General features: G+C 47.7%; 23 protein-coding genes. 14 read left to right on the top strand and 9 right to left on the bottom strand.

Features of this window, described 5'->3' with window-relative positions; all coding sequences use genetic code 11:
* The first annotated feature begins 54 nt into the window (after nt 1-54).
* From C943_RS19750 to C943_RS19720, 7 genes are all read left to right on the top strand, one after another.
* On the top strand, nt 55-585 hold the full coding sequence (locus C943_RS19750; RefSeq protein WP_008631482.1) for a DinB family protein: 531 nt from the start codon (nt 55-57) through the stop codon (nt 583-585).
* An 89-nt stretch (nt 586-674) separates the two neighbouring features.
* Nucleotides 675-2,345 carry a DUF6909 family protein gene (locus C943_RS19745; RefSeq protein WP_008631481.1) on the top strand — a complete coding sequence of 557 codons (1,671 nt, stop codon included), beginning with the start codon at nt 675-677 and terminating at the stop codon, nt 2,343-2,345.
* A 278-nt stretch (nt 2,346-2,623) separates the two neighbouring features.
* The gene (locus C943_RS19740; protein ID WP_008631480.1) at nt 2,624-3,199 is read left to right on the top strand and encodes a YceI family protein; all 576 of its coding nucleotides are present in this window, start codon (nt 2,624-2,626) and stop codon (nt 3,197-3,199) included.
* An 11-nt stretch (nt 3,200-3,210) separates the two neighbouring features.
* The gene (locus tag C943_RS19735; protein WP_008631479.1) at nt 3,211-4,506 is read left to right on the top strand and encodes a hypothetical protein; all 1,296 of its coding nucleotides are present in this window, start codon (nt 3,211-3,213) and stop codon (nt 4,504-4,506) included.
* A gap of 14 nt (nt 4,507-4,520) precedes the next feature.
* Nucleotides 4,521-5,042 (top strand): hypothetical protein, encoded by a 522-nt coding sequence (locus tag C943_RS19730; protein WP_008631478.1) that lies wholly within the window; start codon nt 4,521-4,523, stop codon nt 5,040-5,042.
* Nucleotides 5,043-5,171: 129 nt separating this feature from the next.
* Nucleotides 5,172-5,750 (top strand): YceI family protein, encoded by a 579-nt coding sequence (locus C943_RS19725; protein WP_008631476.1) that lies wholly within the window; start codon nt 5,172-5,174, stop codon nt 5,748-5,750.
* A 229-nt stretch (nt 5,751-5,979) separates the two neighbouring features.
* On the top strand, nt 5,980-6,510 hold the full coding sequence (locus C943_RS19720) for a hypothetical protein (protein WP_040481484.1): 531 nt from the start codon (nt 5,980-5,982) through the stop codon (nt 6,508-6,510).
* 17 nt (nt 6,511-6,527) lie between these two features.
* On the opposite strand, the gene argH is transcribed toward C943_RS19720, so the two are convergent.
* Genes argH through C943_RS19680 form a run of 8 tightly spaced genes read right to left on the bottom strand, consistent with a single transcriptional unit; the run spans nt 6,528 to nt 14,905 of the window.
* A complete protein-coding gene (gene argH / locus C943_RS19715; RefSeq protein WP_040481482.1) occupies nt 6,528-7,871 on the bottom strand; it encodes an argininosuccinate lyase in 1,344 nt (447 codons plus the stop codon).
* Between the two features lie 43 nt (nt 7,872-7,914).
* Nucleotides 7,915-9,018, bottom strand: coding sequence for a M20 family metallo-hydrolase (locus C943_RS19710; RefSeq protein WP_008631469.1), 1,104 nt, complete (start codon nt 9,016-9,018; stop codon nt 7,915-7,917).
* 25 nt (nt 9,019-9,043) lie between these two features.
* A complete protein-coding gene (gene argB / locus C943_RS19705; RefSeq protein ID WP_008631467.1) occupies nt 9,044-9,844 on the bottom strand; it encodes an acetylglutamate kinase in 801 nt (266 codons plus the stop codon).
* Nucleotides 9,845-9,875: 31 nt separating this feature from the next.
* Nucleotides 9,876-10,826, bottom strand: coding sequence for a Rossmann-fold NAD(P)-binding domain-containing protein (locus C943_RS19700; protein WP_040481502.1), 951 nt, complete (start codon nt 10,824-10,826; stop codon nt 9,876-9,878).
* Nucleotides 10,827-10,856: 30 nt separating this feature from the next.
* On the bottom strand, nt 10,857-11,987 hold the full coding sequence (locus C943_RS19695; RefSeq protein WP_008631463.1) for an aspartate aminotransferase family protein: 1,131 nt from the start codon (nt 11,985-11,987) through the stop codon (nt 10,857-10,859).
* A 50-nt stretch (nt 11,988-12,037) separates the two neighbouring features.
* Nucleotides 12,038-13,006, bottom strand: coding sequence for an N-acetyl-gamma-glutamyl-phosphate reductase (argC, locus tag C943_RS19690; RefSeq protein ID WP_008631461.1), 969 nt, complete (start codon nt 13,004-13,006; stop codon nt 12,038-12,040).
* Complete coding sequence (gene argG, locus C943_RS19685; RefSeq protein WP_008631459.1) at nt 12,993-14,189, bottom strand: argininosuccinate synthase; 1,197 nt, start codon at nt 14,187-14,189, stop codon at nt 12,993-12,995. The genes argC and argG overlap by 14 nt, the downstream gene beginning before the upstream one ends.
* 38 nt (nt 14,190-14,227) lie before the next feature.
* Complete coding sequence (locus C943_RS19680) at nt 14,228-14,905, bottom strand: hypothetical protein (protein WP_008631457.1); 678 nt, start codon at nt 14,903-14,905, stop codon at nt 14,228-14,230.
* 530 nt (nt 14,906-15,435) lie between these two features.
* On the opposite strand from C943_RS19680, the gene C943_RS19675 reads away from it, so the two are divergent.
* On the top strand, nt 15,436-16,836 hold the full coding sequence (locus tag C943_RS19675) for a tetratricopeptide repeat protein (protein ID WP_008631455.1): 1,401 nt from the start codon (nt 15,436-15,438) through the stop codon (nt 16,834-16,836).
* A gap of 2 nt (nt 16,837-16,838) precedes the next feature.
* Here C943_RS19675 and C943_RS19670 read toward each other — a convergent pair whose 3' ends face one another.
* Nucleotides 16,839-18,107: an aminotransferase class V-fold PLP-dependent enzyme gene (locus C943_RS19670; RefSeq protein ID WP_008631454.1), complete on the bottom strand. Its 1,269-nt coding sequence runs from the start codon at nt 18,105-18,107 to the stop codon at nt 16,839-16,841.
* A 102-nt stretch (nt 18,108-18,209) separates the two neighbouring features.
* On the opposite strand from C943_RS19670, the gene C943_RS19665 reads away from it, so the two are divergent.
* From C943_RS19665 to C943_RS21595, 6 genes are all read left to right on the top strand, one after another.
* Nucleotides 18,210-19,280 carry a Fic family protein gene (locus C943_RS19665; protein ID WP_008631453.1) on the top strand — a complete coding sequence of 357 codons (1,071 nt, stop codon included), beginning with the start codon at nt 18,210-18,212 and terminating at the stop codon, nt 19,278-19,280.
* Between the two features lie 108 nt (nt 19,281-19,388).
* The gene (locus C943_RS19660) at nt 19,389-20,093 is read left to right on the top strand and encodes a DsbA family oxidoreductase (RefSeq protein WP_040481499.1); all 705 of its coding nucleotides are present in this window, start codon (nt 19,389-19,391) and stop codon (nt 20,091-20,093) included.
* Between the two features lie 296 nt (nt 20,094-20,389).
* Nucleotides 20,390-20,893: a winged helix-turn-helix domain-containing protein gene (locus C943_RS19655; protein ID WP_040481479.1), complete on the top strand. Its 504-nt coding sequence runs from the start codon at nt 20,390-20,392 to the stop codon at nt 20,891-20,893.
* A gap of 157 nt (nt 20,894-21,050) precedes the next feature.
* A complete protein-coding gene (locus C943_RS19650; protein ID WP_008631449.1) occupies nt 21,051-22,523 on the top strand; it encodes a hypothetical protein in 1,473 nt (490 codons plus the stop codon).
* Nucleotides 22,486-22,956, top strand: a complete 471-nt coding sequence (locus C943_RS19645; RefSeq protein ID WP_157198628.1) for a sugar 3,4-ketoisomerase — start codon at nt 22,486-22,488, stop codon at nt 22,954-22,956. The genes C943_RS19650 and C943_RS19645 overlap by 38 nt, the downstream gene beginning before the upstream one ends.
* 204 nt (nt 22,957-23,160) lie before the next feature.
* Nucleotides 23,161-23,982 carry an FkbM family methyltransferase gene (locus C943_RS21595; protein WP_008631447.1) on the top strand — a complete coding sequence of 274 codons (822 nt, stop codon included), beginning with the start codon at nt 23,161-23,163 and terminating at the stop codon, nt 23,980-23,982.
* The last annotated feature ends 85 nt before the right edge of the window (nt 23,983-24,067 follow it).

Below are 24,067 nucleotides of genomic sequence, written 5' to 3'. Positions count from 1 at the left end.
TAGGTGAATGCGCTAAATTTACCTGCATCAAAATCAATGCAAAACAGGAATTACATGAACGAACTCATCTTACCCCAAGAAGGCGAATACGTCGCTTTCTACAAAGGATATATCGCTGCTGTTGCAGAAAAAGACATCATGGGGCTTTACTTGAGCCAAATTGAGGAAGTGAAAGAAATATTCGGTCAATTGGGCGAGGAAAAAAGTATGCTTGCATATGCCCCTGGAAAATGGACCGGAAAGGAAGTTTTAGGCCATATGATCGACACTGACAGGATATTCGCCTATCGTGCTCTGTGCATTGCCCGAGGTGAAAAAGGGCCGCTGCCGGGATTCGATCAGGACGAATACTTGGCAGCTGCTGCGTTCAACGATTTGCCCTTGGGGCAATTGGTCAGGGATTTTGAATTGTCCAGAAATGCCATCACCTCCATGGTCAGGTCCTTGGATCCAAAACTCTACACCCAAATGGGAAACGCCAATGGTAATCCCGTCAGCCTCAGGGCGATCCTAACGATGATTCCCGGGCATGCGCACCATCACTTGAGGATTTTACAGGAGAGATACCTATCGCTGATTGCTTGATCGGAGCCTTTACAATTCCTTCATCTGGGATTTGGGGCAGAATTGTGTAATTTTGTAGAATTTTACCCCACAAAAAAACTATTTGAGCGATGCAAAGAACACGTGCACAAGAATCCCGGGCGGCCATTGAGAAACTCTACATCACCATGAGGCACCTCTTTATGAGGGGGTCCTACAAACCGATGGGTGTTTCCGGAGAGTCCTTGGTGGATTCACTTTTGGTATTGAGTCCGGAGATTTATGGCCTATTGGCTGAGGATGAAAAGATCGAGTTGGATGGCTTATTGTATGTCATGGAGCGCCTACCCAAGGGAATCGAGGAGTGTCGCTACATCCGACTCATCAGCAGGGAAGGCTATGAGAATTCCACTTTTCCTGCCATCGTCCCTCCCAAGCGGAAGCGCAACTGCTACCGAGTGGATGCCGATCAGATGTACGTGGAGATGACCCGCGGTCGCTCTGACATTTATGATATCCTGACCCATTTGACTTTTTTATTTATAGAGTCAGAAAAAATCAAAACCAACAGCACCGATATCAAGGGGCGCTTGGACCTCAACTGGCAGATGCTCGAAAAGATTGTAGAAAAGGAGGAAAATGGGGAGGCTTTTGACAAGGAAGTGGCCTGTTCGTACCTCAGCCATGTGATCGGGCGGACCTTTGATGAGACGCACGAGGCAGTCGGCAAGTTTGAGTCCTCACCCCATACGAGCAGCCTGTTTACCATCGTGTACCATTTGGGCAAACTGGCGATGGATGAGTTTTTTGAGGGAAAAGACCGCGAGATTTCCTTTTCTTCGACACTGCGCCAACGAGTGGGACACCATGTATATGGAGAGCTTTGGGCCAACAATATCAAAAAGGTGCTTTTTGAAAAGGGTTTGATCGAGAGACCCATCCATATCATTTCCGCCAATCTCCATTCCGTGCTCAACACGGTCTATGGGCATCAGGCTTTGAAGTTGGGTTCCTTTGAGGAAATCGAAGCAGCAGCCATGCAGATCAGCATTGGTGCCAAAAACCACAAAGGAAAGGATATCCTCAGCTACGCCAGAAAGCATGGCTTTATCGAGATCAACGATGTTTCGGGCACCAATATCAATGTGCAGTTGCTGGACACGGCTTTGATGGATAAGAAAACCATCCTGCCGGGAATCTCGCTGAAGGCCGAGGCTGGGAAAGAACCCGTACTGTTGGTTATGGACTATGCTTTTGGTGAGCAGGCATATGAATGCTTTGACGAATTGCTGAAACCTTACGACACGGAAGATGGCAAATCCTATCCATTAAACGTGTATTCGGCCTCTATCATGGGCAAGGCGGGAATTCTCACAGGGAAGAAAGGCGATATCATGATCCCCACAAGCCATGTGTTTGAGGGGACGGCGGACAATTATCCGTTCCGCAATGAGCTCAAGAAGCAGGATTTTGAAGGATATGGCTTGGGAGTCTTTGAAGGCACGATGTTTACGGTACTCGGTACTTCCCTCCAAAACAAGGACGTGTTGAGCTATCTGATGAATTCTTCATGGAAAGCCATCGGCCTCGAGATGGAAGGAGCGCATTACCAGAAGGCGATCCAATCGGAAAGCCGTATCCGAAACAGTATCCGCAAAAATGTAAAAGTCCTATATGCCTACTATGCCTCGGACAATCCCTTGGAAACTGGCAGTACATTGGCCTCTGGCGCCTTGGGCTTGGACGGTGTGCGGCCCACTTATCTGATTACCTACAAGATTTTGGAGAAGCTTTTTTCCTAAAAAATAAGCTCGAAAGAACATCCCATCACAAAAGCCTCCGCACAGGGGGCTTTTATTTTGTTTGGAAATGAGAATGCTTGAAAACTGATGTAAAATTTTAATTCCCTTATTTAGGTATTCTTCCAAATTTTATTCTATTGAGTAGTTGGAACCCCAAAGTTTTGTTTTGATTTCGGTACGTTTTTTTAGTTGTGTTTAGAATCATGACTTAAGCTGATTTTCGTCAGGTTTTTTGTAACGATTGATCTAGAATTTAGTACCATCAAAACTTCAGAATTATGAATAAACTTACAACTATCCGGATTTTTCTAGTGGCGCTGACCCTAGGCATTTCCACCTCGATCCTTTCAGCCCAAACGAAGTTCACCCTTGCCGCTTCTCCCACCTTTAAGATAAATGGAGGTTCATCCCTTCACGATTGGGAGATGGTTTCCAACACAGCCAAAGGTGAAGGCATGTTCAACATGGAGGGTACACAATTTAAAGGAGCCAAAAGCCTCAGCGTCAGCTTAGAGGCCGAGACGCTTAAGAGTGGCACCCGTGGCTTGGACAGCAACGCCTACAAAGCACTCAACACCAGCAAGAACAAGGATATCCGCTTTGCGCTTCGGGAATTGACCGGAAGTGGCGCATCCTACACAGCAAAGGGTGACTTGACGATCGCAGGGGTGACAAAGCCGGTAACGATACCCGTGAAAATGAGCCAAAGTGGCAATAAGCTGACCTTTGAGGGCAGTTTAGCCACCAAGCTTACGGAGTTCAGCATTACTCCCCCTACGGCTTTGATGGGGACAGTCAAAACTAGAGACGAAGTAACGATTTCATTCAAAACAACATTCCAACCTACAAACTAAATTTTACAATTATGAAAAAGCAATTGATTGCTACGGTAGTGCTCGCGGTGATGGGATTTTCCGCAATGGCGCAAGGCCTTCAGAGAGATATGCAATTCTGGAGACCCTATGACAAGAGAGGTATCAATATTTTTGAAACCGGTAAAGCTGATACGGTCGAATTTGAGGGCATGAAAGTCCGGATCGGTGGTCACTTTACCCAACAATGGCAGAATCTCAGCCACGAAAACAAATCTGATGTCGTAAACAACCAAAATGGGGTGAACCTCAACCAATTGATTGACATCGGAAGCGGTACAAACCTAGCTACTGCTAACTTGAACATCGACGTGGCTTTGGCTGATGGTTTGAGATTGAATTTGATCTCCTATCTTTCATCCAGACACCATCCAGAAGCTTGGGTGAAAGGTGGTTACATCCAAGTAGATAAATTGGGATTCTTGAATCTCGGCAATACAGATTGGTTTGACAAATACCTTACCCTTCGCGTAGGTCACATGGAGATCAACTACGGTGATGCGCACTTCAGAAGATCAGACAACGGTAACGCGATGTGGAATCCATTTATTGGCAACTACATCATGGATGCCTTTACCACAGAGGTCGGTGGTGACTTGTTCTTCCAGAGCAATGGTTTCATTGCATTGGTCGGTGTGACAGGTGGTGAAATCCAAGGTGGTGTAACCAACCCAAGTGCCCGTAAGCCAAACTTCATCGGTAAATTGGGTTATGACAAGCAATTGAGCGATGCCCTGAGAGTGAGATTGACTGGCTCTATCTACACTACAAAAGGCTCTGCAAGAAATACCCTTTGGGGTGGTGACCGCGCAGGTTCCAGGTACTATTTGGTGATGGAAAACACTTTGGCTACTACAGCTGCCAATTTCACCTCCGGTCGTATCAACCCTGGCCAAACCAACAACATTACTGCTTGGGTGATCAACCCCTTCGTGAAATTCGGTGGCTTGGAACTTTTCGGTAACTTTGAGCAATCCACAGGCCGTGCAGCCAACGAGACTGTAGACAGGACTTGGAAAAACATCGGCGGTGACTTGGTATACAGATTTGGCACCTATGACAAGTTCTATATAGCAGGTCGCTACAATCAAGTGAGCGGTCCTTTGGCTGGCTCAGGATTGGAAGTCAGTGTGGATAGAATCCAAGTAGGCGGCGGTTGGTTTGTCACCAAGAACGTCCTTGCCAAATTGGAGTATGTGAGTCAAAATTATAATGACTACGCCAGCACCAGCATCTTCCGCGAAGGCCGATTCAATGGTCTGATGATCGAAGGCGTAATAGGTTTCTAATCTGAACCCCAACCATGCGTATCCTTCTAGTCCTGATTTTGATTCTTCTGAATCCCGAAATAAAAGAGAGAGAGGTCATCGTTACCAAGAAAAAGATCACAGTAAGTGGTCGGACCTCTATCGGCGGATTTAGTTGTGATTATTCAAAAGACGGCTTGAAGGATACGCTTTTTATTGATGTTGAAGGAACAGCAAGGGAAATGGTATTTGACATCCCCGTGAGGGATTTTTCCTGTGGTAATTTTTTACTGAATAGGGATTTTCGAAATACGATTAAATCAGACAAATTCCCGACCGCAAAGGTGAAAGTAAGTAACATCAGGTCTAATTACGGATATTATACCTGTGACCTTTCAGTGACTTTGGTTGGTAAAAAGATTGATTTTCCTTCCCTAGTTTTGAAACGGGTACCGGAAGGCCTCCATGCCAATCTTGTTCTGGGTTTTAACCAGCTGGAACTGGAGGCTCCCCAAAAAATGGGTGGTATGATTAAGGTTGACGAGCGGCTTACCTTGGATTTTACCCTTGGATTCTGATTTTTTTGATCTCCTTGGATTGCAAATTCCCTACTTGAAGTAGGATTTTTCAGCGGATTTTGCTTCTGTAATTGACAATGATTGCGCGTAGCTTACTAGTATCGAGGCCTTCATTATCCAATCTGAATCATGAAAACACTTAACCGATTGATGCTTTTTCCCCTATCCATCATTTGGATGGCATCATTTATCTGCACGGCGCAAGGCCAAGCAGCCTACACCCTGGCACCTTCGCCTGAATTGAAAATCATCGGAAGATCCACCATCAGGGTTTGGAAAATGACTTCCAATGAAGCGTCTGGTCAGGGGGTTTTTTTCATGGAAGGAACCAGATTTATCGGAATACAGAGCCTGACGGTCGAGATGCATGCTGAGAGCCTATCGAGTGGGACAAAAGGCTTGGATAAGCATGCCTACGAATCATTGCAGACAAGTCTCCATCCGATTGTGAAGTTCACTTTAAGAGAAATCAAAGAGGTGGAAAATAGCATGGAAGCTAGGGGCGATTTCCAAATTGCCGGAGTCACAAGGCAGGTCGTTTTTCCTGTCAAAATCGAACAAATCGGAAATCAAGTTAATTTCCAAGGCGAGATTCCCATTAAATTCTCAGACTTCGAAATCGTAACTCCGACAAACTTTATGGGAATCGTAAAGACCCACGATGATGCCCGTATCCTGTTTAACACCACCTTTCAGCCTAAAAATTGATCTCTCCGAGTTCAAATCAAAGGTTCTGAGCAAATGCACTGGGCCTGTCATATAAGAGAAAAACTCAATCTATCGATTTTTTTGGGGTTTTAGATTAGCAAAATGGCCTTGTGTTTTGATCAAGGATTGTTCAAGACTTCAGTTTTTGCCCAAAATTATATTCAATTCTGTTTGATCCAGAAAGTAGAAAAATCCCGATTTTTGGTACATGGGGATTTCAACCTTAATCATGTGTTTGTGCGCTGTTTTTTCATTCCTTGGTCAGCCGCGGGATGAGGCAGTGAAATTGATAATTCAGGAGAAGAGAGTGGCCGTGAACGGGCGGACTTCGATCGGTGGATTTACTTGTCGTTATTCGGACCGGAATGTTCGGGATACACTGTTTGTGGACTTCAGCACGAGGACACCTGATTTGGTTTTTGATATCGTCGTGGATGACTTTGGCTGCGGAAACTTCATGCTCAACAGGGACTTCAAAAAGACCTTGAAATCAAAGGAATTCCCTAAAGCAAGGGTGAGGGTGGGTAATATACGGACCAGTAATTCGAAATACTTTTGCGACCTTACAGTCAATATGGTGGGGAAAAAATTGGATTTCCCAAACTTGGAACTCGTGCGCAACACAGAAGGAGTTACAGCACAAATCGGCATGGGATTTTCCACCCTTGGCCTTGAGCCTCCCAGCAAAATGGGTGGGCTTGTGACCGTAGACGAGGCTCTCAAATTGGAGATATTCCTTGGTTTTCGGGTTAGTAGATAATTCTCGGTACGGGTCAATTAGCCACCGGTCGCAAGCAGTGCCGCCAAGGCTTTCTCAGTTTTTTCAAAGCCAAATTGCATAAGGCATTTTTCCATTTTGGATTGGATGACATCGTTGTTCAAATTGCCGATGCTGCCTTCATGGGTATGGTTGACTTTTTGTTGGTCGGGAAAGAATTCACCGTTTTCGATGTCGAGGCCGACCTTTCTGTATGCATCCCTAAAGGGTGTCCCACAAAGTACCAACTCATTGACTGCTTCTACGCTGAAGAGATGTTTGTAGAAAGGATCCTCCAAAATCCGCGTCTTTACCCTGATTTCCTTCAGCATAAATGTGCACATGCGCAGGCAGTCCAAAGTTTGCTCGATACCGGGAAAAAGAACCTCCTTAAGCAATTGCAGATCCCGATGGTAGCCTGTGCTCATATTGGTCAGCTGTAGGCTAATCGTACTTGGGATCCCTTGGATTTGATTGGTTTTGGCACGGATCAATTCAAATACGTCGGGGTTTTTCTTGTGCGGCATGATGCTGCTGCCTGTTGTCAAATCATCTGGAAAGGAAATAAACCCAAAATGCTGGTTCATAAACAGGACCACGTCCGTCGCCAGCTTATTCAATGTCGCTGCGATTCCGGCCAAGGCAAAGGAGAGGTTCCTTTCTGTTTTTCCACGGCTGTTTTGGGCATTGATTACATTGTGGTGGAGATCTTCAAATCCAAGCAATTGCGTCGTCAGTGTCCTGTCGAGGGGGAATGAGGAACCATATCCCGCCGCCGAACCCAAGGGGTTTTTGTTGGCCAAGCGGTATGCCGATTCGAGCAGCACTAGATCTTCGGTCAGGCCTTCGGCAAATGACCCGAACCACAATCCGAAGGATGATGGCATGGCCAGTTGCGTATGGGTATAGCCCGGCATCAGGTCTTTTTTGTGTTTTTCGGAAAGGGAAATCAGCAGATCGAAAAGCTCGCGGGTAGCCTCCACGATTTCGGCAATCGCGGCTCGGTAGTACAGCTTCAGATCGACAAGCACCTGATCATTTCTTGAACGACCGCTGTGCAGTTTTTTTCCCACCTCGCCATATCGCTCGGTCAATAGAAACTCAACTTGTGAATGCACATCTTCGACCCCTTCCTGGATTTGGAATTGGCCGCTTTCGATTTCCTGGTAAATCTCCTTGAGCCCTCTGAGCAAAACCGATAGCTCAGCATCTGTCAAAAGGCCAATCTTTGCCAGCATTGTGGCGTGGGCCATCGATCCGAGTACGTCAAAAGGAGCCAACAAAATGTCAAATTCCGGATCCCTGCCAATGGTGAACCTTTCGACTTCCTTTTTTGATCCTGTATTTTTTTGCCAAAGTTTCATGATTCCGAGTGTAAGGCTGCCCAATGATTCAGGCAGAAGATTTTCAATGTGATAAGGTGTCTGGGGATTTGCCCATTTCCCTGTAGGTTTCCAATATCCGGATATATCCTTCGACTCCTTGCCTGATTTCCGTCAGGCCAATATACTCGTCGGCGGTATGGGAGCGGGCCGAATCCCCGGGCCCGATCTTCACGGAAGGATAGGGAATCAGAGCTTGGTCGGAAAGGGTAGGACTGCCGAAGCATACAATTCCCAATTCCGAGGCTACTTTCAGTATCGGGTGGTCCTTGGGGACTTGGGAGGATTTAAGCCGGAAGGATCGCGGGCTCAAGTCAGCTTTGAGGAAGCCCTTCAATTCTTCAAATGCCTCCTCTAAGGTGTAGCTGTCCGTCACACGCACGTCCAGGGTATAGGTGCAGGTGTCAGGGACTACATTGTGTTGGCTGCCGGCTTGGATGATGGTGGCGCTGACCTTTGTTTTGCCCAGAAAGGGCGAAACCCGCTGGAATTGATAATCTTTGATCTTGTTCAAGTCCTCCAAGGCCAGGTAGAGGGCATTGATGCCTTCTTCTCGTGCCGCATGTCCAGCTTTGCCTTTCACCGTCGCGTCAATTACCAAAAGCCCTTTTTCCGCTACCGCCATGTGCATTTGGGTGGGTTCGCCGACAATGGCGAGGGAAAAAGGGGTCAGTTCGTCCAGGATACTTTCGATGCCATTTTTTCCTGAAATCTCCTCTTCCGCAGTGGCTGCGATGCAGAGATTAAAAGGTAATTTCTTGTCAAAGAAATATCGAAACGCAGCAATCAGACAGACAAGGCATCCACCGGCGTCGTTGCTTCCCAAGCCATAGAGCTTTCCGTCTTTTTCAATGGGACTAAAGGGATCAAGGGTATATCCTGCATTGGGCTTTACCGTGTCGTGGTGGGAATTGAGCAGGATTGAAGGGAGCGAGGGGTCAAAGTGTTTGTTCCACGCCCAAACGTTGTTCCGTTTTCTCTGGACGGGTATGTTTGATTTGGAAAAGAACGCATCAATCAGATCAGCGGTTTCATCTTCTTCCCGACTGAATGAAGGTGTCGCAATCAGCCCCTTCAAGAGGTCCAACGCATCGTCAAAAAGCCTTTGTAAATCAGTCTGGTAGTTCAACGTTGGTTTTGATTTGGATGGTTCTTTAATACAAATCGTACTTTTGCTTTTCAATCGTAGTTCCTGAAAGTTTGCCTTTGGCCGCCAACAAGAGGTTTTCTGCCTTTCCAATCCAAACAAAGTTCACCCCTTTTTCCAATGCCGCGAAGGCGTTGTCCAGTTTAGGGATCATGCCCGAATGGATGACGTTCTCTTTCTTCAGTTCGGCATAAATCTCCTCATTGATCATCGGGATGATCGTATTGTCGTTGTGTTCGTCAATGAGCACACCCGCCTTGGCGAAGCAGAAATACAGGTTGACTTTGAATTTCTTTGCCAGGTTGGTGGCCAAGTCCGAGGCGATCGTATCGGCATTCGTGTTGAGCAATTGCCCTTTCTTGTCATGTGTGATCGGGCAAATGACCGGCAGGATATCTTGGAAAAGAAGTTTTTCGATTAAATCGACATTCACTTCCTTCACATCGCCGACAAAGCCATAGTCGATCGTTTTGACCGGCCTTTTTTCGGAGCGTATCAAGTTGCCATCGGCACCGGTTAGGCCCAAGGCATTTTGTTTGAGGCTTTGGAGCTTGGCGACGATTTGTTTGTTGATCAATCCGGCATATACCATGGTCACCAAGTCCAAGGTTTCCTTGTCCGTGATGCGTCGGCCATCGACCATGTTGGGGATGATTCCGATCTTTTCCCCAAACTTGCTCGCCAAGATTCCCCCGCCATGTACGAGGATTTTTTTGCCTGGAAACTTTGATAGAATGGATAAGAACTCATCGAGCTTTTCTGGAAAGTCGATGACATTTCCTCCGATCTTGATGATGCTGATGGTCATGGAAAAATAGTGCTTAGGTTTGAGGTTTGTTCTAAATGCCGTCAAGGATGCTACTGATGACAGCCTGTGCGGCAAAGATTCTGTTTTGAGCCTGCTGCTGCACGAGGCTTCTCGGTCCGTCCAGGATTTCATCGGAAAGCTCGAGATTCCTCCTGACAGGGAGGCAGTGCATGACTTTGGCTTTTTTGGCGTGCTTGAGGTGTTTTTCAGTCAGCATCCAAGCCGGGTCGGTACTGAGGATTTTTCCGTAATCATTGAAGGCAGACCAGTTTTTGACATAGACGAAATCAGCACCTTCCAACGCCGCCTGTTGGTCGTGCTCGATATTGGCACCATGGGTAAATTTCGGGTCCAATTCATAGCCGGTCGGATGCGTGATGGTCAGGTCGTATCCACAGCCCAGGGCCCATTCTGAAAAGGAGTTTGCAACTGCGTGCGGAATCGCCTTGATATGTGGCGCCCATGTGAGGACTACCTTTGGCTTTTTGCTTTCAGCTGTATTTTCCCGAATTGAGATCATATCTGCTAGACTTTGCAGCGGATGCCGGATCGCAGATTCCAAGCTGATGACAGGTATTCCTGAGTACTTGATGAATTGGTTGAAAACAAAATCCTCCAAATCCTCCTGCTTGTTGGTCAAGGTGGGGAATGCCCTAATTGCCAGGATATCGAAATAGCTGCCCAAAACGCCCGCCGCGTCTTTGATGTGCTCCACGGTACCCTTGTTCATCGTCACGCCTTCCCGCATTTCGAGTGCCCAGCCTTCCTTGTCCATGTTCATCACGATGGGCTCCATGCCGAGTTGGAGGGCGGCGATCTGTGTACTCGCACGCGTACGCAGCGAAGGATTCAGGAAAATGCAACCTATCCGCTTTCCGATTCCTTTGGAGGCATGCATCCGGGGATTGGCTTTGTAGGCCAAAGCCAAGTCAATCAACGAATCCGCGGTTTGTCTATTTTCGAATTGGGTAAAGTGCTTGATCATGGTGTTCGTGAGGCCTTTGGGATGGCTTCAGTCCAGGATTTGTTTGAGGCTATCTATCAACGAAGATAGCTGATTTTGGGTAATATTCAGGGGTGGAAGCAGGCGAATCGTCTGCTTTTTGGCGGCACTTCCAGTGAAGATTTTGTACTTGTTGACCAACTCCGACCTGACTGGCCCCGCGTCCCGGTCGAGGTCAATGCCGATCATGAGTCCTTTTCCCCGGATATCCTTGATCGCCGGTATCGTCGCGAGTTCCTTGAGCAAATACTCGCCCATGGCTTCGGCATGGGGAAGGAGGTTTTCATTTTCCAATACTTCCAATACTGCCAAACCCGCCGCACAGGCTAAGTGATTTCCTCCAAACGTCGTTCCCAATAGTCCGTGGCTCGCCTTGAAGTCTGGATGAACAAGAACTCCTCCAATAGGGAAACCGTTGCCCATTCCCTTGGCGGTAGTGATTAGATCAGGCACTAGGCCCTCTACCCATTGGTGGGCAAAGAAGCGACCTGTTCTACCATAGCCCGATTGGACCTCATCGAGGATAAGTTTGGCCCCGTATTCTTTGGCCAAAGTGGCAAGGGAATTTAGATAACCTGGATCGGGGACTTGAATTCCACCGACGCCCTGTATACCCTCGATGATGATGCCTGCGATGTTTCCTTGTCGTAGTTGCTTTTCAACCGCCGAAACATCACCCCAGGGAAGGATATAGGCATCTGCCCTTTGGTTGAAAGGGGCGACGATTTTTGGATTATCTGTCAGGACGACTGCGCCAGAGGTCCGCCCGTGGAATGCTCCCGAGAAGCTGATTATCCCGGATTTTCCTGTGGCGAAAGAAGCAAGCTTTAATGCGTTTTCGTTGGCCTCGGCGCCGGAGTTGCATAGGAACAAATGGAAATCCGGGTAGCCTGACATGTTGCCAAGCTTTTCGGCAAACTCCTTCTGAATGGGGATTTGGACAGAGTTTGAGTAAAAGGAGATTTGATCGAGCTGGTCTTTGAGGCGCTTGACAAAGTGCGGATGTGTATGGCCGATAGAAATAACGGCATGTCCTCCATAGAGGTCCAGGTATTCCTCGCCTTTGTCATCCCACAGGTTGGCACCGAGTGCCTTGACCGGGGTGACATTGATGAGGGGATATACATCGAATAGGTTCATGGTAGGTAGAGGTTGTTTTTATGTGGTCGGTGCGCACACAGACCATGGGGTCAAAATGCGATGCTCTTGAGGTTTAGTCCGGACCTTTCATCCAAGCCAAAAGCCAGGTTGAAGTTTTGGACGGCTTGGCCTGAAGCACCTTTGAGCAGGTTGTCAATGGCGGAATAAATGACCAGTTGCCCCTTTTCTTTTTGAAGGTGAAGGATGCATTTGTTGGTATTCACGGCCTGTTTGAGGTCAATATCTATGTGGGAAATATGGGTAAATGGAGCGTCTTTGTAGAACGATTCATAAATAGACAGCGCATCCAACAGGTCTCCCTCAAAAGGCAAGTACGCTGTCACCCAGATACCGCGGGTGAAATTTCCTCGATAGGGAACAAAAAGCAATTCTGAGTCGAAACCGGGATGGATTTGCCCAAAGGTCTGTTTGATCTCTTTCAAATGCTGGTGCGTGAACAGCTTGTATACCGACATGTTTCCGCTTCGGTAGCTAAAGTGGGTGGTTTCGCTCAATCCCTTTCCGGCTCCTGTACTGCCTGTAATCCCGCTGATATGAACGGGCTGATTCACCCAGCCCGCTGCAACAGCAGGAGCCAATGCCAATTGGATACCGGTAGCAAAGCAGCCGGGATTGGCAATTCTTTTGGCGGTTTTGATTTTCTCTTTGTTGATCTCGGGCAAGCCATAGACGAAGCCGTTGCTTTCATTCCTGAAATCCGTGCTCAGGTCAATGATGACCGTATTTTTCCTAAATGGATGCTGCTCAAGAAATCCCTTGGTAGCGCCATGCGGCAATGCCAAGAAAACTGCTTCGATACCCTCAACGATGACCTCTCCCGTAAATTCCAATTCGCTGTCGCCAATCAAGTCGGGATGGAGATCGGAGACTTTTTTACCCTTTTGGCTGTTGCTGTGGGCATAGACCAAATCCACATGCGGATGGTGCACGAGTAATCGCAACAATTCCCCGCCCGTATATCCTGCAGCGCCAATGACCGCGGTCTTAATCTTCTTCATGGCGATTGACTTGGTGGAAGATGGCCGTTTGGTTACCAAGGATTCTGGTGAAGCCCTTCACGTCCTCGCCCGTGTAGCCTTTGTTCATTTCTCCGTAACTGCCAAACTTGGATGCCATCAGGTCATGCTTGGACTCGATGCCGACCAATTGGAAGCGGTAGGGATGGAGCTGGACCTCGACAGTACCGGAGACATATTCCTGCGTGCTTTGGAGAAATGCCTCCAAGTTGCGCATCACGGGATCCAGGTAATGTCCCTCATGCAAGTGGTTGCCGTAGAATTCCGACAGCTGGTTTTTCCAGAAGGTTTGCCACTTGGTGAGCGTATGTTTTTCGAGGAGTTGGTGGGCCTTGATGATAATGAGTGGGGCAGCTGCTTCGAAGCCGACGCGACCCTTGATACCGATGATTGTATCACCGACGTGGATATCACGCCCGATGCCAAAGGGACCGGCGATTTCTTGGATCTTCAGGATTGCATTGACAGGGTTGTCATAAGAAACCCCATTGACGGCGGAGATTTCCCCTTTTTCAAAACCAATTTGGATGGTTTCCGGCTCGGTTTTGCCGACTTGGGTAGGCCAAGCGCTTTCAGGCAAGGTCAGGTTGGAAGTAAGCGTTTCCTTACCACCGACCGAGGTCCCCCAAATGCCTTTGTTGATGGAGTAGGCAGCTTTTTCAAAGTTCATCACGACGCCGTGTTCCTTCAAGTAGTTGATCTCCTGCTCGCGGCTGAGCTTGAGGTCGCGGATGGGCGTGATGATTTCGATATCCGGCACGATGGTTTGGAAGATCATGTCAAAGCGTACCTGGTCGTTGCCTGCACCGGTACTGCCATGTGCGACGCATTTTGCACCGATGTTTTTTGCATATTCGGCCAATGTTTTGGCCTGTAGGATACGCTCCGCACTGACAGAAAGTGGGTAGGTTTGGTTTTTCAGGACGTTACCAAAGACCAAATATTTGATCACTTCTTGGTAATAGGCCTTGGTCACATCCAAAACCTTAAATGAAGCTATACCAAGGCTATTGGCCCTGTTTTCGATATCGGCCAATTCTTGGGAGGAAAATCCACCCGTATTGATCAATACTGCGTGAACTTCATATCCCAAATCCTTGGATAAGTGGAGTGCGCAAAACGTGGTGTCCAATCCACCGCTATAGGCTAATACTACTTTTTTCATCGGCTTTTGTCATGTGTCGCCTGTCTCAGGCGGCAGGTTTAAAATAGGCTTAAAGTTTTGTCTTTTGTTTTTTTCAGGTTGAGCATGACGTATTTCTTGAGTCGCGTCCAACGCTCAAAGAGCTTGATGTTTTTCTTGAAATCTGTTCTCAAGGCCACCTCTTCTGTTTTTGCCTTTTTGCTGGGATCATACAGCATGGCGGTGCAGAGGCAGTTTTGGCGATTTTTGGACTTCAGGATTTCTACATTCACACAGCTGTTGCAGCCTTTCCAGAATTCTTCGTCGTCTGTGAGGTCGGCATAAGACACAGGGATATAGCCTAACTCAGAGTTGATCTTCATCACGGCAGCACCCGTGGTCAGCCCAAATATTTTGGCATCCGGAAATTTTGTCCGGCTGAGTTTGAATATCTCGCCTTTGATCAATCTTGCCAAGCCATATTTTCTGAACGGGGGAGAGACGATGAGTCCGGAGTTGGCGACGAACTTCCCGTGCCCCCAGGCTTCGATGTAGCAGAAACCGGCCCACACTCCCTCTGTCGTCAAGGCGATCACTGCTTTTCCTTCGCGCATCTTCTGTTTGATGTATTCAGGAGAGCGTTTGGCAATGCCTGTTCCCCTTGCTTTTGCGGATTCTTCCATCTCTGTGGTGATGGTTTCGGCGTATGCCAAGTGGGCTTCGGTCGCAGGTATGATAATGAATGAAGGGTTTTCCATTTTGGTCCAATGGTAATGGATGAACGTGTTAGATTTTGGAAAATTGGAAGGAAACTGGCTGGGGCAGGTTATCCACGTAGGACACCAAGGGGTATTGCAGGGACTATGCCCTGGACCTAGATCTAAACCTCCTCAAGGGAGCAAAAAATGGCATAGCAGCAGTATGCTCCTGATAGGAATCTGCATTTGATAGGGATGCTATGGCAACTAGGTTAGACATGCTTTCTGAAAACGTGTGCAAATGTTGAAAGGTTTGAAAAAAATAGCAAGCTTTTTTTTCGATTATTTATTCCAAAGGAGGAGGCGTTTGAGGAATGGTACTCAAGGGCTTATTTTTTTGTGAAAAAGGCAAGAATTCAATACTAATTGAGTCGAATCCTTAGTCTGGAAGATAAGGTTTGAAGGTTTTTAGTATTGTAAACTAATCATTAAAATTTTATCCGTGAAAACTTGGTATTTCTGAGTGCTTTTTTGTAGCATTATTGGACGGTAAATCCCGTTCAGCACTAAGAAAAAATCATCCCACTCCCATGAAGAAAAATTTCTCCAAGATCATTGTTTTGATCCTATTCTTAACACTGACAAATGTCGCCGCAAAGGCGCAGGATCTCGTCGAGTTTCTCGCGACGGAGGCCTGTACCTGTGTTACTGATTTGGTGAAAATGAACCCGAGTGAAAACCCCGAAGAGGATTTGGCGAAGTGTATTGAGGCTGTTTTTGAGGAAAATCTCGAGGCAATTGAGGAGATATATGGTGAAAACTTTGTTTCCTATGATTCAGAAGCCTTTAGGAAGCTCGGCGAGGAGGTTGGAATGAAGTTGGCAAAGGACTGTAAGATTTTCATGGAGTTATTTGTTAAGAAAGCCCAAAACGATAAGGAGAAGGAAACTGAGTATTTCAAAAAGGGCGAAGCCTATTTGAACGCAGGCGAAACAGATTTGGCCATCTCTGCCTATAATTCTGCGATTGAGATCAATCCCAAGAAGGCGGAATATTACAACCAACGAGGCGTGGCCTATTTCCGGAACGAGGATTATTACCGTGCGATCTCGGATTTTTATCGGGCCGTGGAGATAGCACCCAAGTATCATCGGCCTTTTCACAATATGGCATTTTCAAAATATCAATTGCGGGATTATAAGTTGGCTTTGGCGGACGTGGAAGAGGCCATTCAGATTGATCCTGAATATGTCGCTTCCCATAACCTCAAGGGTCTGATCTTGAACGAACTCGGGAGACCGGAGGAGGCGAGGGTTTCATTTGAAAAGGCTATGCAATTGGACGAAAAGGATCCTGATTTTCCCTACAACATTGGCTACACTTATTATGATGAAAGGAATTATGAAAAGGCTTTGGAGTACTTTCTGAAGGCAGAGTCACTTGGTAAAAATACGGTAGCGGTACTGAGCAAAGTTGGCAATTGCTACGATATACTCGGAAATCATCCAAAAGCGGTCGATTATCATTCCAAATGTCTCGCCTTGGATGCGGCCGATTATGGTTCGTACTATAACCGTGGCTTGGCATACCTGAGTATGGAAGCTAACGAAGAGGCGAAAAATGACTTTGAGAAGGCCTTGACCTTGGACGATGAGGATGTGGATGCGTACTACAATCTGAGCAAAGCTTATTTCGGCTTGGGGAATCTTGAGAAGTCAATGGAATTGATCGAGCAGTCGATGGCGATGGACACACGCAATGCATCTTACTATGACCTGCGCGCTGCTATCTTCGAATCACAAGGCAAACTTGATCGCGCCATCGAGGACTACACGGTTTCCATCAGCTTGTATCCGGATGACTGTGAGATCCACCTTGCCTTGGGAAAATTGTTTGTGAAGAGCCAAAATCCGATCCGTGCCAAGGTTTATTTCCAAAATGCCCTGGACAAGGGCTGTGAAGAAGCGGAGGATCTGATGGGTAATCTCTAAGTTCAGGCGTTTTTGCTCATTTCCTTCAAAGCTTTGACAAAGCTGTCCAATTCTTGGGTGGAAGTATAGACATTTGGAGTAATCCGACACCCCACTACCCCTGCGTAATTGATCCCGACGGTGTAGATTTTGTATTTTTCGAGCAAGGTCTTTGCCATTTCTCCCGGATCCATGCCCTTGATGCCGACGTTCGCTATCCCACAGGCACGGGTTGAAGCCGCGGGGGTGTTTACCATGATGCCGGGCAAGTCCCTGACTTGGTCAGACCAATATCTTTGAAGGTACCGGAGCCTTTCTTCCTTGCGTGCTCCACCGATCATTTGGTAAAAATCCAAGGCATTGTTGACCGCCAAGTCCGTCGCCACGGGATGGGTTCCTGTGTGGTTGAGGTTTTTGATGTTGGCGTGATCGAGTTCGTAGGGTGCCAAGAGCGGCCAAATTTTGTTGATTTTGTCTTTCTTGACATAAAGCAAACCTGCGCCAATCGGGACCGAAAGCCATTTGTGAAGGCTGCAGGCATAGTAGTCGCAGCTTGTGTCCTCGATCTTGAACTGAAAGTGTGCGATGCAATGTGCCCCGTCCAACATGACTTCGACGCCTTTTGCGTGGGCCATATCGGCGATTTTTTTGACGGGAAGGATTTGTCCCGTGATGTTGATCATGTGGCTGACCATGATAAGCTTGGTGCGTGGCGTGATCGCGTCTTCATAGACCTTTACAATTTCCTCGTCTGACTTGGGTAGCATCGGGACGTCAACGATCTTGTTGACGATGCCGTGGCGTCTGGCAGCCAATTCAAACATGTTTTTAATGCTGCCATAATCCTGGTGGGCAAAAATGGCCTCGTCTCCCCGCTGCCAAGGGTAGCCCGAGATGATGATGTCGAGTGATTCGGTAGCGTTTCTGGTAATTGCTACCTCATCGGGAGTTCCCCCGAATTCCCCTGCCAAACGAGCCGCGGCTTTGTCTTTGTTGTCCCATTGAACCGTCCTGAAGTACCAAGATCCTTGGTAGTTTATTTCCCGAATATGGTTGATGTAGTGTTCCAAAATCTCCTGGGGAAGGAAGCAGTAGTAGCCGTTTTCCAGGTTGATGTAGTCGCTTTTGAGACGATAGCCTGATCTGATTTTAGCCCAGAAGTCCTCATCACTTGCCAATGTTGCAGGAGTGACTTTGGCGTAATCCTGCAGGGTTTTGGAAATCGTCTGGAAAGCGGGCGTGGAAGCGATGCCCGTCAAGGCCAAACGCTTTAGGAAACTTCTCTTGTTCATGCGGGGGAAATTTTTTCTAAGATGAAAAAAAAACTTGGAAAAATGAAGATCCTCGGGAAAGTTGACTAAATTTGTCAACAGAATTTATGTCAACAATTAGAGATGAAGACCCTTGCCAAGATCCTGCTGGAGAATCGCCAAAACAATGGCCTTTCTGTCCGTCAGTTGGCGCAAAACTGTGGGATAGATGCCGCCTTGGTCTCCAAGTTTGAAAACGGGAATAGACTGCCTACCGAAGAACAGGTGAGGCTGCTGGCTAGCGCTTTGTCCATTCCGTTTGCGGAAATGCGCAAGGCTTGGTTGGCAGAGAAAGTCTATCAGCTTCTGGAAGATGAGGAAGACGCGCTGGAGGTATTGTCCCTTGCAGAGAGCCGGGTAGAGTATTTGGTTGGCAAGCAGAGCCTGCAATTGGAGGATTTGAGCCCCAGGGTCAAGGCTTTGTTGGCGGAGATAGATGTGCTCAAGGCAGAATGGCAAGCCAAGAGACCCCTCAATCAGACCCAATTGCGGAAGATGAAGGAGTTTTTCCACATCGAGTATACCTACGAGAGTAACCGCATCGAAGGCAATACGCTGACTTTGCAGGAGACCCATCTGGTGGTGAATGAGGGGATTACCGTGGGCGGCAAATCCCTGCGTGAGCATTTGGAGGCCATCAACCATGCCGAAGCCATCCAGTATGTGGAGGAGTTGGTCGGTGATGCGCTCGACTTCAATCCAAGGGTACTGCTGGAGCTGCATTACCTGATCTTAAAGGGTATTGATCGGGAGAATGCGGGGAAATACAGGAATGTGCCTGTGCGGATTGCGGGCAGTGCCCACGTGCCGCCGCAGCCCTACCTCTTGGGTAAGCTGATGGAGGATTATTTCCTGCACTATGAAACCCAAAAGCGGATCATGCATCCTGTGATTCTTGCTGCTGAGATGCACGAAAGGCTGGTGAGTATCCACCCTTTTGTGGACGGAAATGGCCGTAGCAGCAGACTCGTGATGAACCTGATTCTCCAAAAGCATGGCTATACCATTGCCAATCTCAAGGGGGATTATGCCTCTAGGATGGAGTACTACAGGGCATTGGAAGCAGTGCAGGTAAATAATCAGCCTGAGGTGTTTTACCTCCTCGTCGGGAATGCCGTGAAGCTTTCCCTCCAAAAGCATCTGGAAATGACCTGAGGCGACCCTGTCGGACGTGGTTCCGGCAGGGTTTGTTTTTTGGATGCTAGAGAATGGGATTTTTGGAAATACTTGGAACCTGTGGTGCTGAAATCTGTTATTAGCGATATGAAAATAGAAGTATGGTCGGACATCATGTGTCCGTTTTGTTACATCGGGAAACGCAGGCTGGAAAATGCCTTGGAGAAGTTTCCATTTGCAGACAATGTTGAAGTGGTCTGGAAAAGCTTCCTTTTGAATCCTGATATGGTGACGGATCCCAACAAGAGTACGCTCCAATACCTTTCCGAAACCAAGGGTTGGTCGATGGCCCAGACGCAACAGATTACCGAACAGGTCGTGCATATGGCGAAAGGCGAAGGCCTTAGCTATCACATGGACCGCACCGTGGTAGCCAATGCGAAGAATGCGCACAGGCTGTTGCAATGGGCAAAGTCTATCGGACGTGGAGGAGAGATGAAGGAGCGTCTTCTGAGGGCGTATTTCACGGAAGGGGCGAATATTGACGACTTTGCGACGCTGGTGAGACTGGCTGTAGAGGTTGGTTTGGATGCTGATAAGGCGCATGAGGTTCTGGAGTCGGATGTTTTTTCGGCAGAGATGGAAAGCGATATTTATGAATCCCGCCTGATGGGGGTGCGTGGTGTTCCGTTCTTTGTATTGGACCGCAAATACGGCATCTCCGGGGCACAGCCGCAGGAAGTATTTGAACAGAGTATCCTGAAGGCTTGGAAAGAACATGTCAAGGAAAATCCTGTCATGCAAATTCAGGGCAGTGACGCTAATAGCTGCGACATAGACGGAAATTGTTGATTCTTGATATTGGGATGATTGCTTGAAAGCCTTCGTCCATTGCAGACTCGAGGATTTCTGAAGAATTTGGAATAAAGGACTCCCGCTGGAGGGCAAGGGTTATGGGGATTGGTACCATTTGGGTGCCAATCCCCATTTTTTTTGTCTTCAGTTTGGCATTTAGAAAAGCTCTTTTAATTTTGACTTCGTTGAGTAAAAAAATTACTCAATCATGATCACCCGTGATTGAGGGGGCGAAGCTGTGCCAGCCTCATTGTTGCTTTTTTCTTTACTGTCTCACCCAAGATCCTTTTTACGTGTTAGATTCCATCGTTACTTCCAAGACCCGGATCAAACTTTTATTGAAGTTTTTCTCCCATGACAATTCAGGCTACTTGCGCTCTTTGGCGAAGGAATTTGATGAGTCCACGAATTCAGTCCGCGTAGAGCTTAACCGTTTGACGGAGGCTGGACTTCTGCAGACCGAAGATGATGGCAAGACCAAGGTCTACCGGGCGAATAGGTCCCATCCTTTCTTTAATGAAATCAGGAACATGGTTTCCAAATTTCTTGGTTTGGACCAATTGTTGGAGCAGGTGGTCAGCCGCCTTGGAAATGTGGAAAAGGCATACATCGTGGGCGATTATGCCCAAGGGGTGGATTCGGGGACGATTGACTTGATTTTGGTGGGAAAGGAGATAGACATGGTGTATTTGGGTTTCTTGGTGGAGAAGACCTATGAAAAGATCAACCGCCGGGTTAATGTACGGGTAGTGGAGGAAATGGACGAGGAGATTGGGGGGGTGATGGTGTATGGGTGAGGTCGGAAGTACGAAGTACGATGTACCAAGTACCAAGTACGAAGTAGGGAAGGAAGTAAGAAGTGAGAGGGGGGTGTACAAAGTACGAAGTACGATGTACCAAGTATGAAGGACGAAGTGTGAGGGAATTGAATAGAAACTATAAACCTGAAATAAGTTGCTGAGATTTGTTCTGATTGCATCGCTGTTTGCTGTGATTGTGTTCCAAATGGTGGGTGAAAAAGTCCCCGTGAATGATGGAACCATGGGCGATGGTCTTTTTTACAGGAGCATTGCCGAAGATTTCCTTGGAAAGATCGAGGATGAGAGCTACAATGTTTTCCAACTGCAAAGGGTCATGCCTTTTGCCGTGCTCAATGTGACCTTTTCGCTTTTTGAATGGGTCAAAAGCCATGAGGGTTTGCTGCGCGGCATTGTCATCCTCAACTTTCTGATGGCAGCCTTGGGAGTCTATTGGTATTTTGCCCTGGCACGGAAACTACGGCTGCGGGATAACCTGACCGTGTTGGGCTTTCTGCTACTGTTTGTCAACTTCGCGGTGCTGAAGGATATGTGGTACCACCCCTTCCATCCGGGCTTCTCGGCCATGATGCTAGGTATCGGGCAGGTCAATTATTTTGTGCGGGTGGAAAGGCAACGTTTGTTTTTACTTTCCTTGGTGGCAGGGTTTGTGTGGCCGAGTATGTTCCTGACGGGGCTTTTCCTCATGCTGATGCCGAGCGAAAAATTGCTGGTCCATGAATCTGACAGGCCGAAGTCATTTTATCCGATTATCGTGTGCTGCATTGTTTTGGTTGTGCTCATCATCACGGGGATTTGGACCGGGAGGTTTGGCAATGGGGGAGGGGAGTTGGCGCTGCATATCTTGTCGATAGCGGCGCTGTTGATTTATTTCCTCGCCTTCCTCATCAAGAATCCCATTCAGTGGAAGCTGAGTTTTGATCTTTTCAGGAGCAAGTTGAAGGCGGGGAAGCTCCAGGTTTTCTGGCTGAGTTTGACAGCCTTTTTCCTCATCATTTTTCTGTTGTCCGGTAGCAATGGCAACATATTCTTCCTCGAGGTAGCCGAGAATTATTTCACGGAGATCCTCCGGTTTCCTTTGGACTTCTTGGTGGGGCATACGCTGTACTTTGGCTTTTTGGTGCCCTTGGCAATGGTGTTTTTCCCAAGGATGATGAAGGAGATGGCCAATTTGGGAATGGGCTTTGCCATGGCCTGTACCTTTATGTTTGTGTTTATCCTGCATCCTGAGCCGCAGTTTTTGTTGCCGTTTTATCCGTTTTTGGTGCTGTTGATCCTAAAGTCTGTCAAAAGGTACCGCCTTTTGAAAAAAGATATCTTGGTCATTGGGGGTTTCAACCTGCTGCTGTCGGCGGCATGGCTTCCGCTGAATGTTTCTGGTATGGAAGAAGCCTTGGGAGGAGAGAACCTTTCCTTGCTTTCACAATTCCCGGCCCAAAGGTATTGGATGCATTTTGGACATATGATGTCTTGGGAGGTGTATATCGGGGCGGCTGTGGTGTTTACGCTGCTGGTATGGCTGGCATGGAATGGAAAGATTCGCTACAAGCGGGAAGCCAAATTGGGGGAGGATGTTGAGGCGTCAAGAACGGAGACTGGCCATGTTTGAGCGCGCAGCATACACCCGAATAGATGACTGCAGATTGGCCCAATTTCCCGAAACGGAAACTGGGAAAGGGCCTTTGGTTAGTCTTGAGTTGGAGGAAGTGTTGCCTTTTCCAGTCCGTAGGATGTACTATTTCAAGAGGGGGCAAGTCGATATAGCCCGGGGGAACCATGCCAATTTTGAGAACCAACAGTTAATCATTGCCATACAGGGGAGTTTTGAGGTGGTCTTGCTGGATGGACATTCCGAAAAAGTCATTGAACTGAACAAGGCGAATGAGGGACTAATCATTCGGGAAGGTATCTGGCGGGCGGTGCAGCATTTTAGTGCGGACGCAATTGGCCTGGTGCTTTGTTCCCATCCTTATGATCCGCAGGATTATTGGGGGGATTTTCAGGGGTACTTGGCGTGGAAGAGAGGGGGAGGGATGGTTTGAAAGGACGAAGTTTGAAGTACGAAGTACGAGAATGGGGCACGCAAAGACGCGAAGGGGCGAAGAGCTCTGAGAGTACCATGTACGAAGTACAATGTACCAAGTAGGGAGGAATGATGAATGGATGATAGGAAGCAAGGATGTTTGGGTGAGGAATTAGAAAGGAATTGATTGGAAACAAAAGGGAATCCAAGTAGTCCCAAGCCGATGCAAGGCTGGCTGGGGGAGATGCTTTACAAGAACGCCTATCAAAGGGCATTTTTTACGCTATGGGGCGTGGTGATTCGGGAGTGCAGGGTGGCGTTTTTGCAGTTTTTTACGATTCGCTATCCGGTCAGATCACTTATGCATTGTTTTGGTGTTTTGTTTTCTTCCCTGACGCGTTTGCTTTTGGGGAGGAGTTTAAAATACAGTTTTGCGCATCAGGGAGAAGATCGGGTTCTGGAGGGGCTATTGAAGCCGAGGATTCAGGAACCTGGCTTTTATGTGGAAGTGGGCTGCAACCATCCCAAGTTTTTTTCCAATACCTATGGGCTTTACCGAAAAGGATGGCGGGGGGTATGCATCGACGCGAACCCAAGCCATATCAAACATTTTGCTTGGTACCGGCCGAAGGACAAAGCTGTCTGTGCCCTGGTGTCTGAGCATCGGGAATTGCAGGCATTTTACCTGCTGCAAAACGACGTCCTTTCCACCTCCAAGCAGGAATTTTTGGAGGAGTACAGACAGGAAGGATTAGCGATCAAGGAAATCAGCATGCAGGGCAGGACGCTGACGGAGATTTTGGAAGGCGCGGGGGCGCCACCTGTATTTGACCTGCTGGCGGTGGATGCCGAGGAACAGGATTTGGAGGTGTTGAGAAGTTTGGATTGGGGCAGGTATCGACCAGAATGGGTGATGGTGGAGGATGAAACGTACAGTATTGGGATGGAGCATGGGAATCCAATTTGCCAATGGATGGAAGGAAGGGGTTATCGGTTGGAGGGATTTGTGTTGAAGAACCTGTATTTCCGGGATGGTAGGGGTTGATGGGTCAGGTACGAGGTTAGAAGTACGAAGTACGATGTACCAAGTACCAAGTAGGGAGTGTGCATGCCTGATATAGGTTGACAAA

This window comes from Mariniradius saccharolyticus AK6, assembly GCF_000330725.2.
Taxonomy (GTDB): domain Bacteria; phylum Bacteroidota; class Bacteroidia; order Cytophagales; family Cyclobacteriaceae; genus Mariniradius; species Mariniradius saccharolyticus.
The sequence above is the reverse complement of the archived record's forward strand: the minus strand, read 5'-3'. Positions and strand labels throughout refer to the sequence as shown.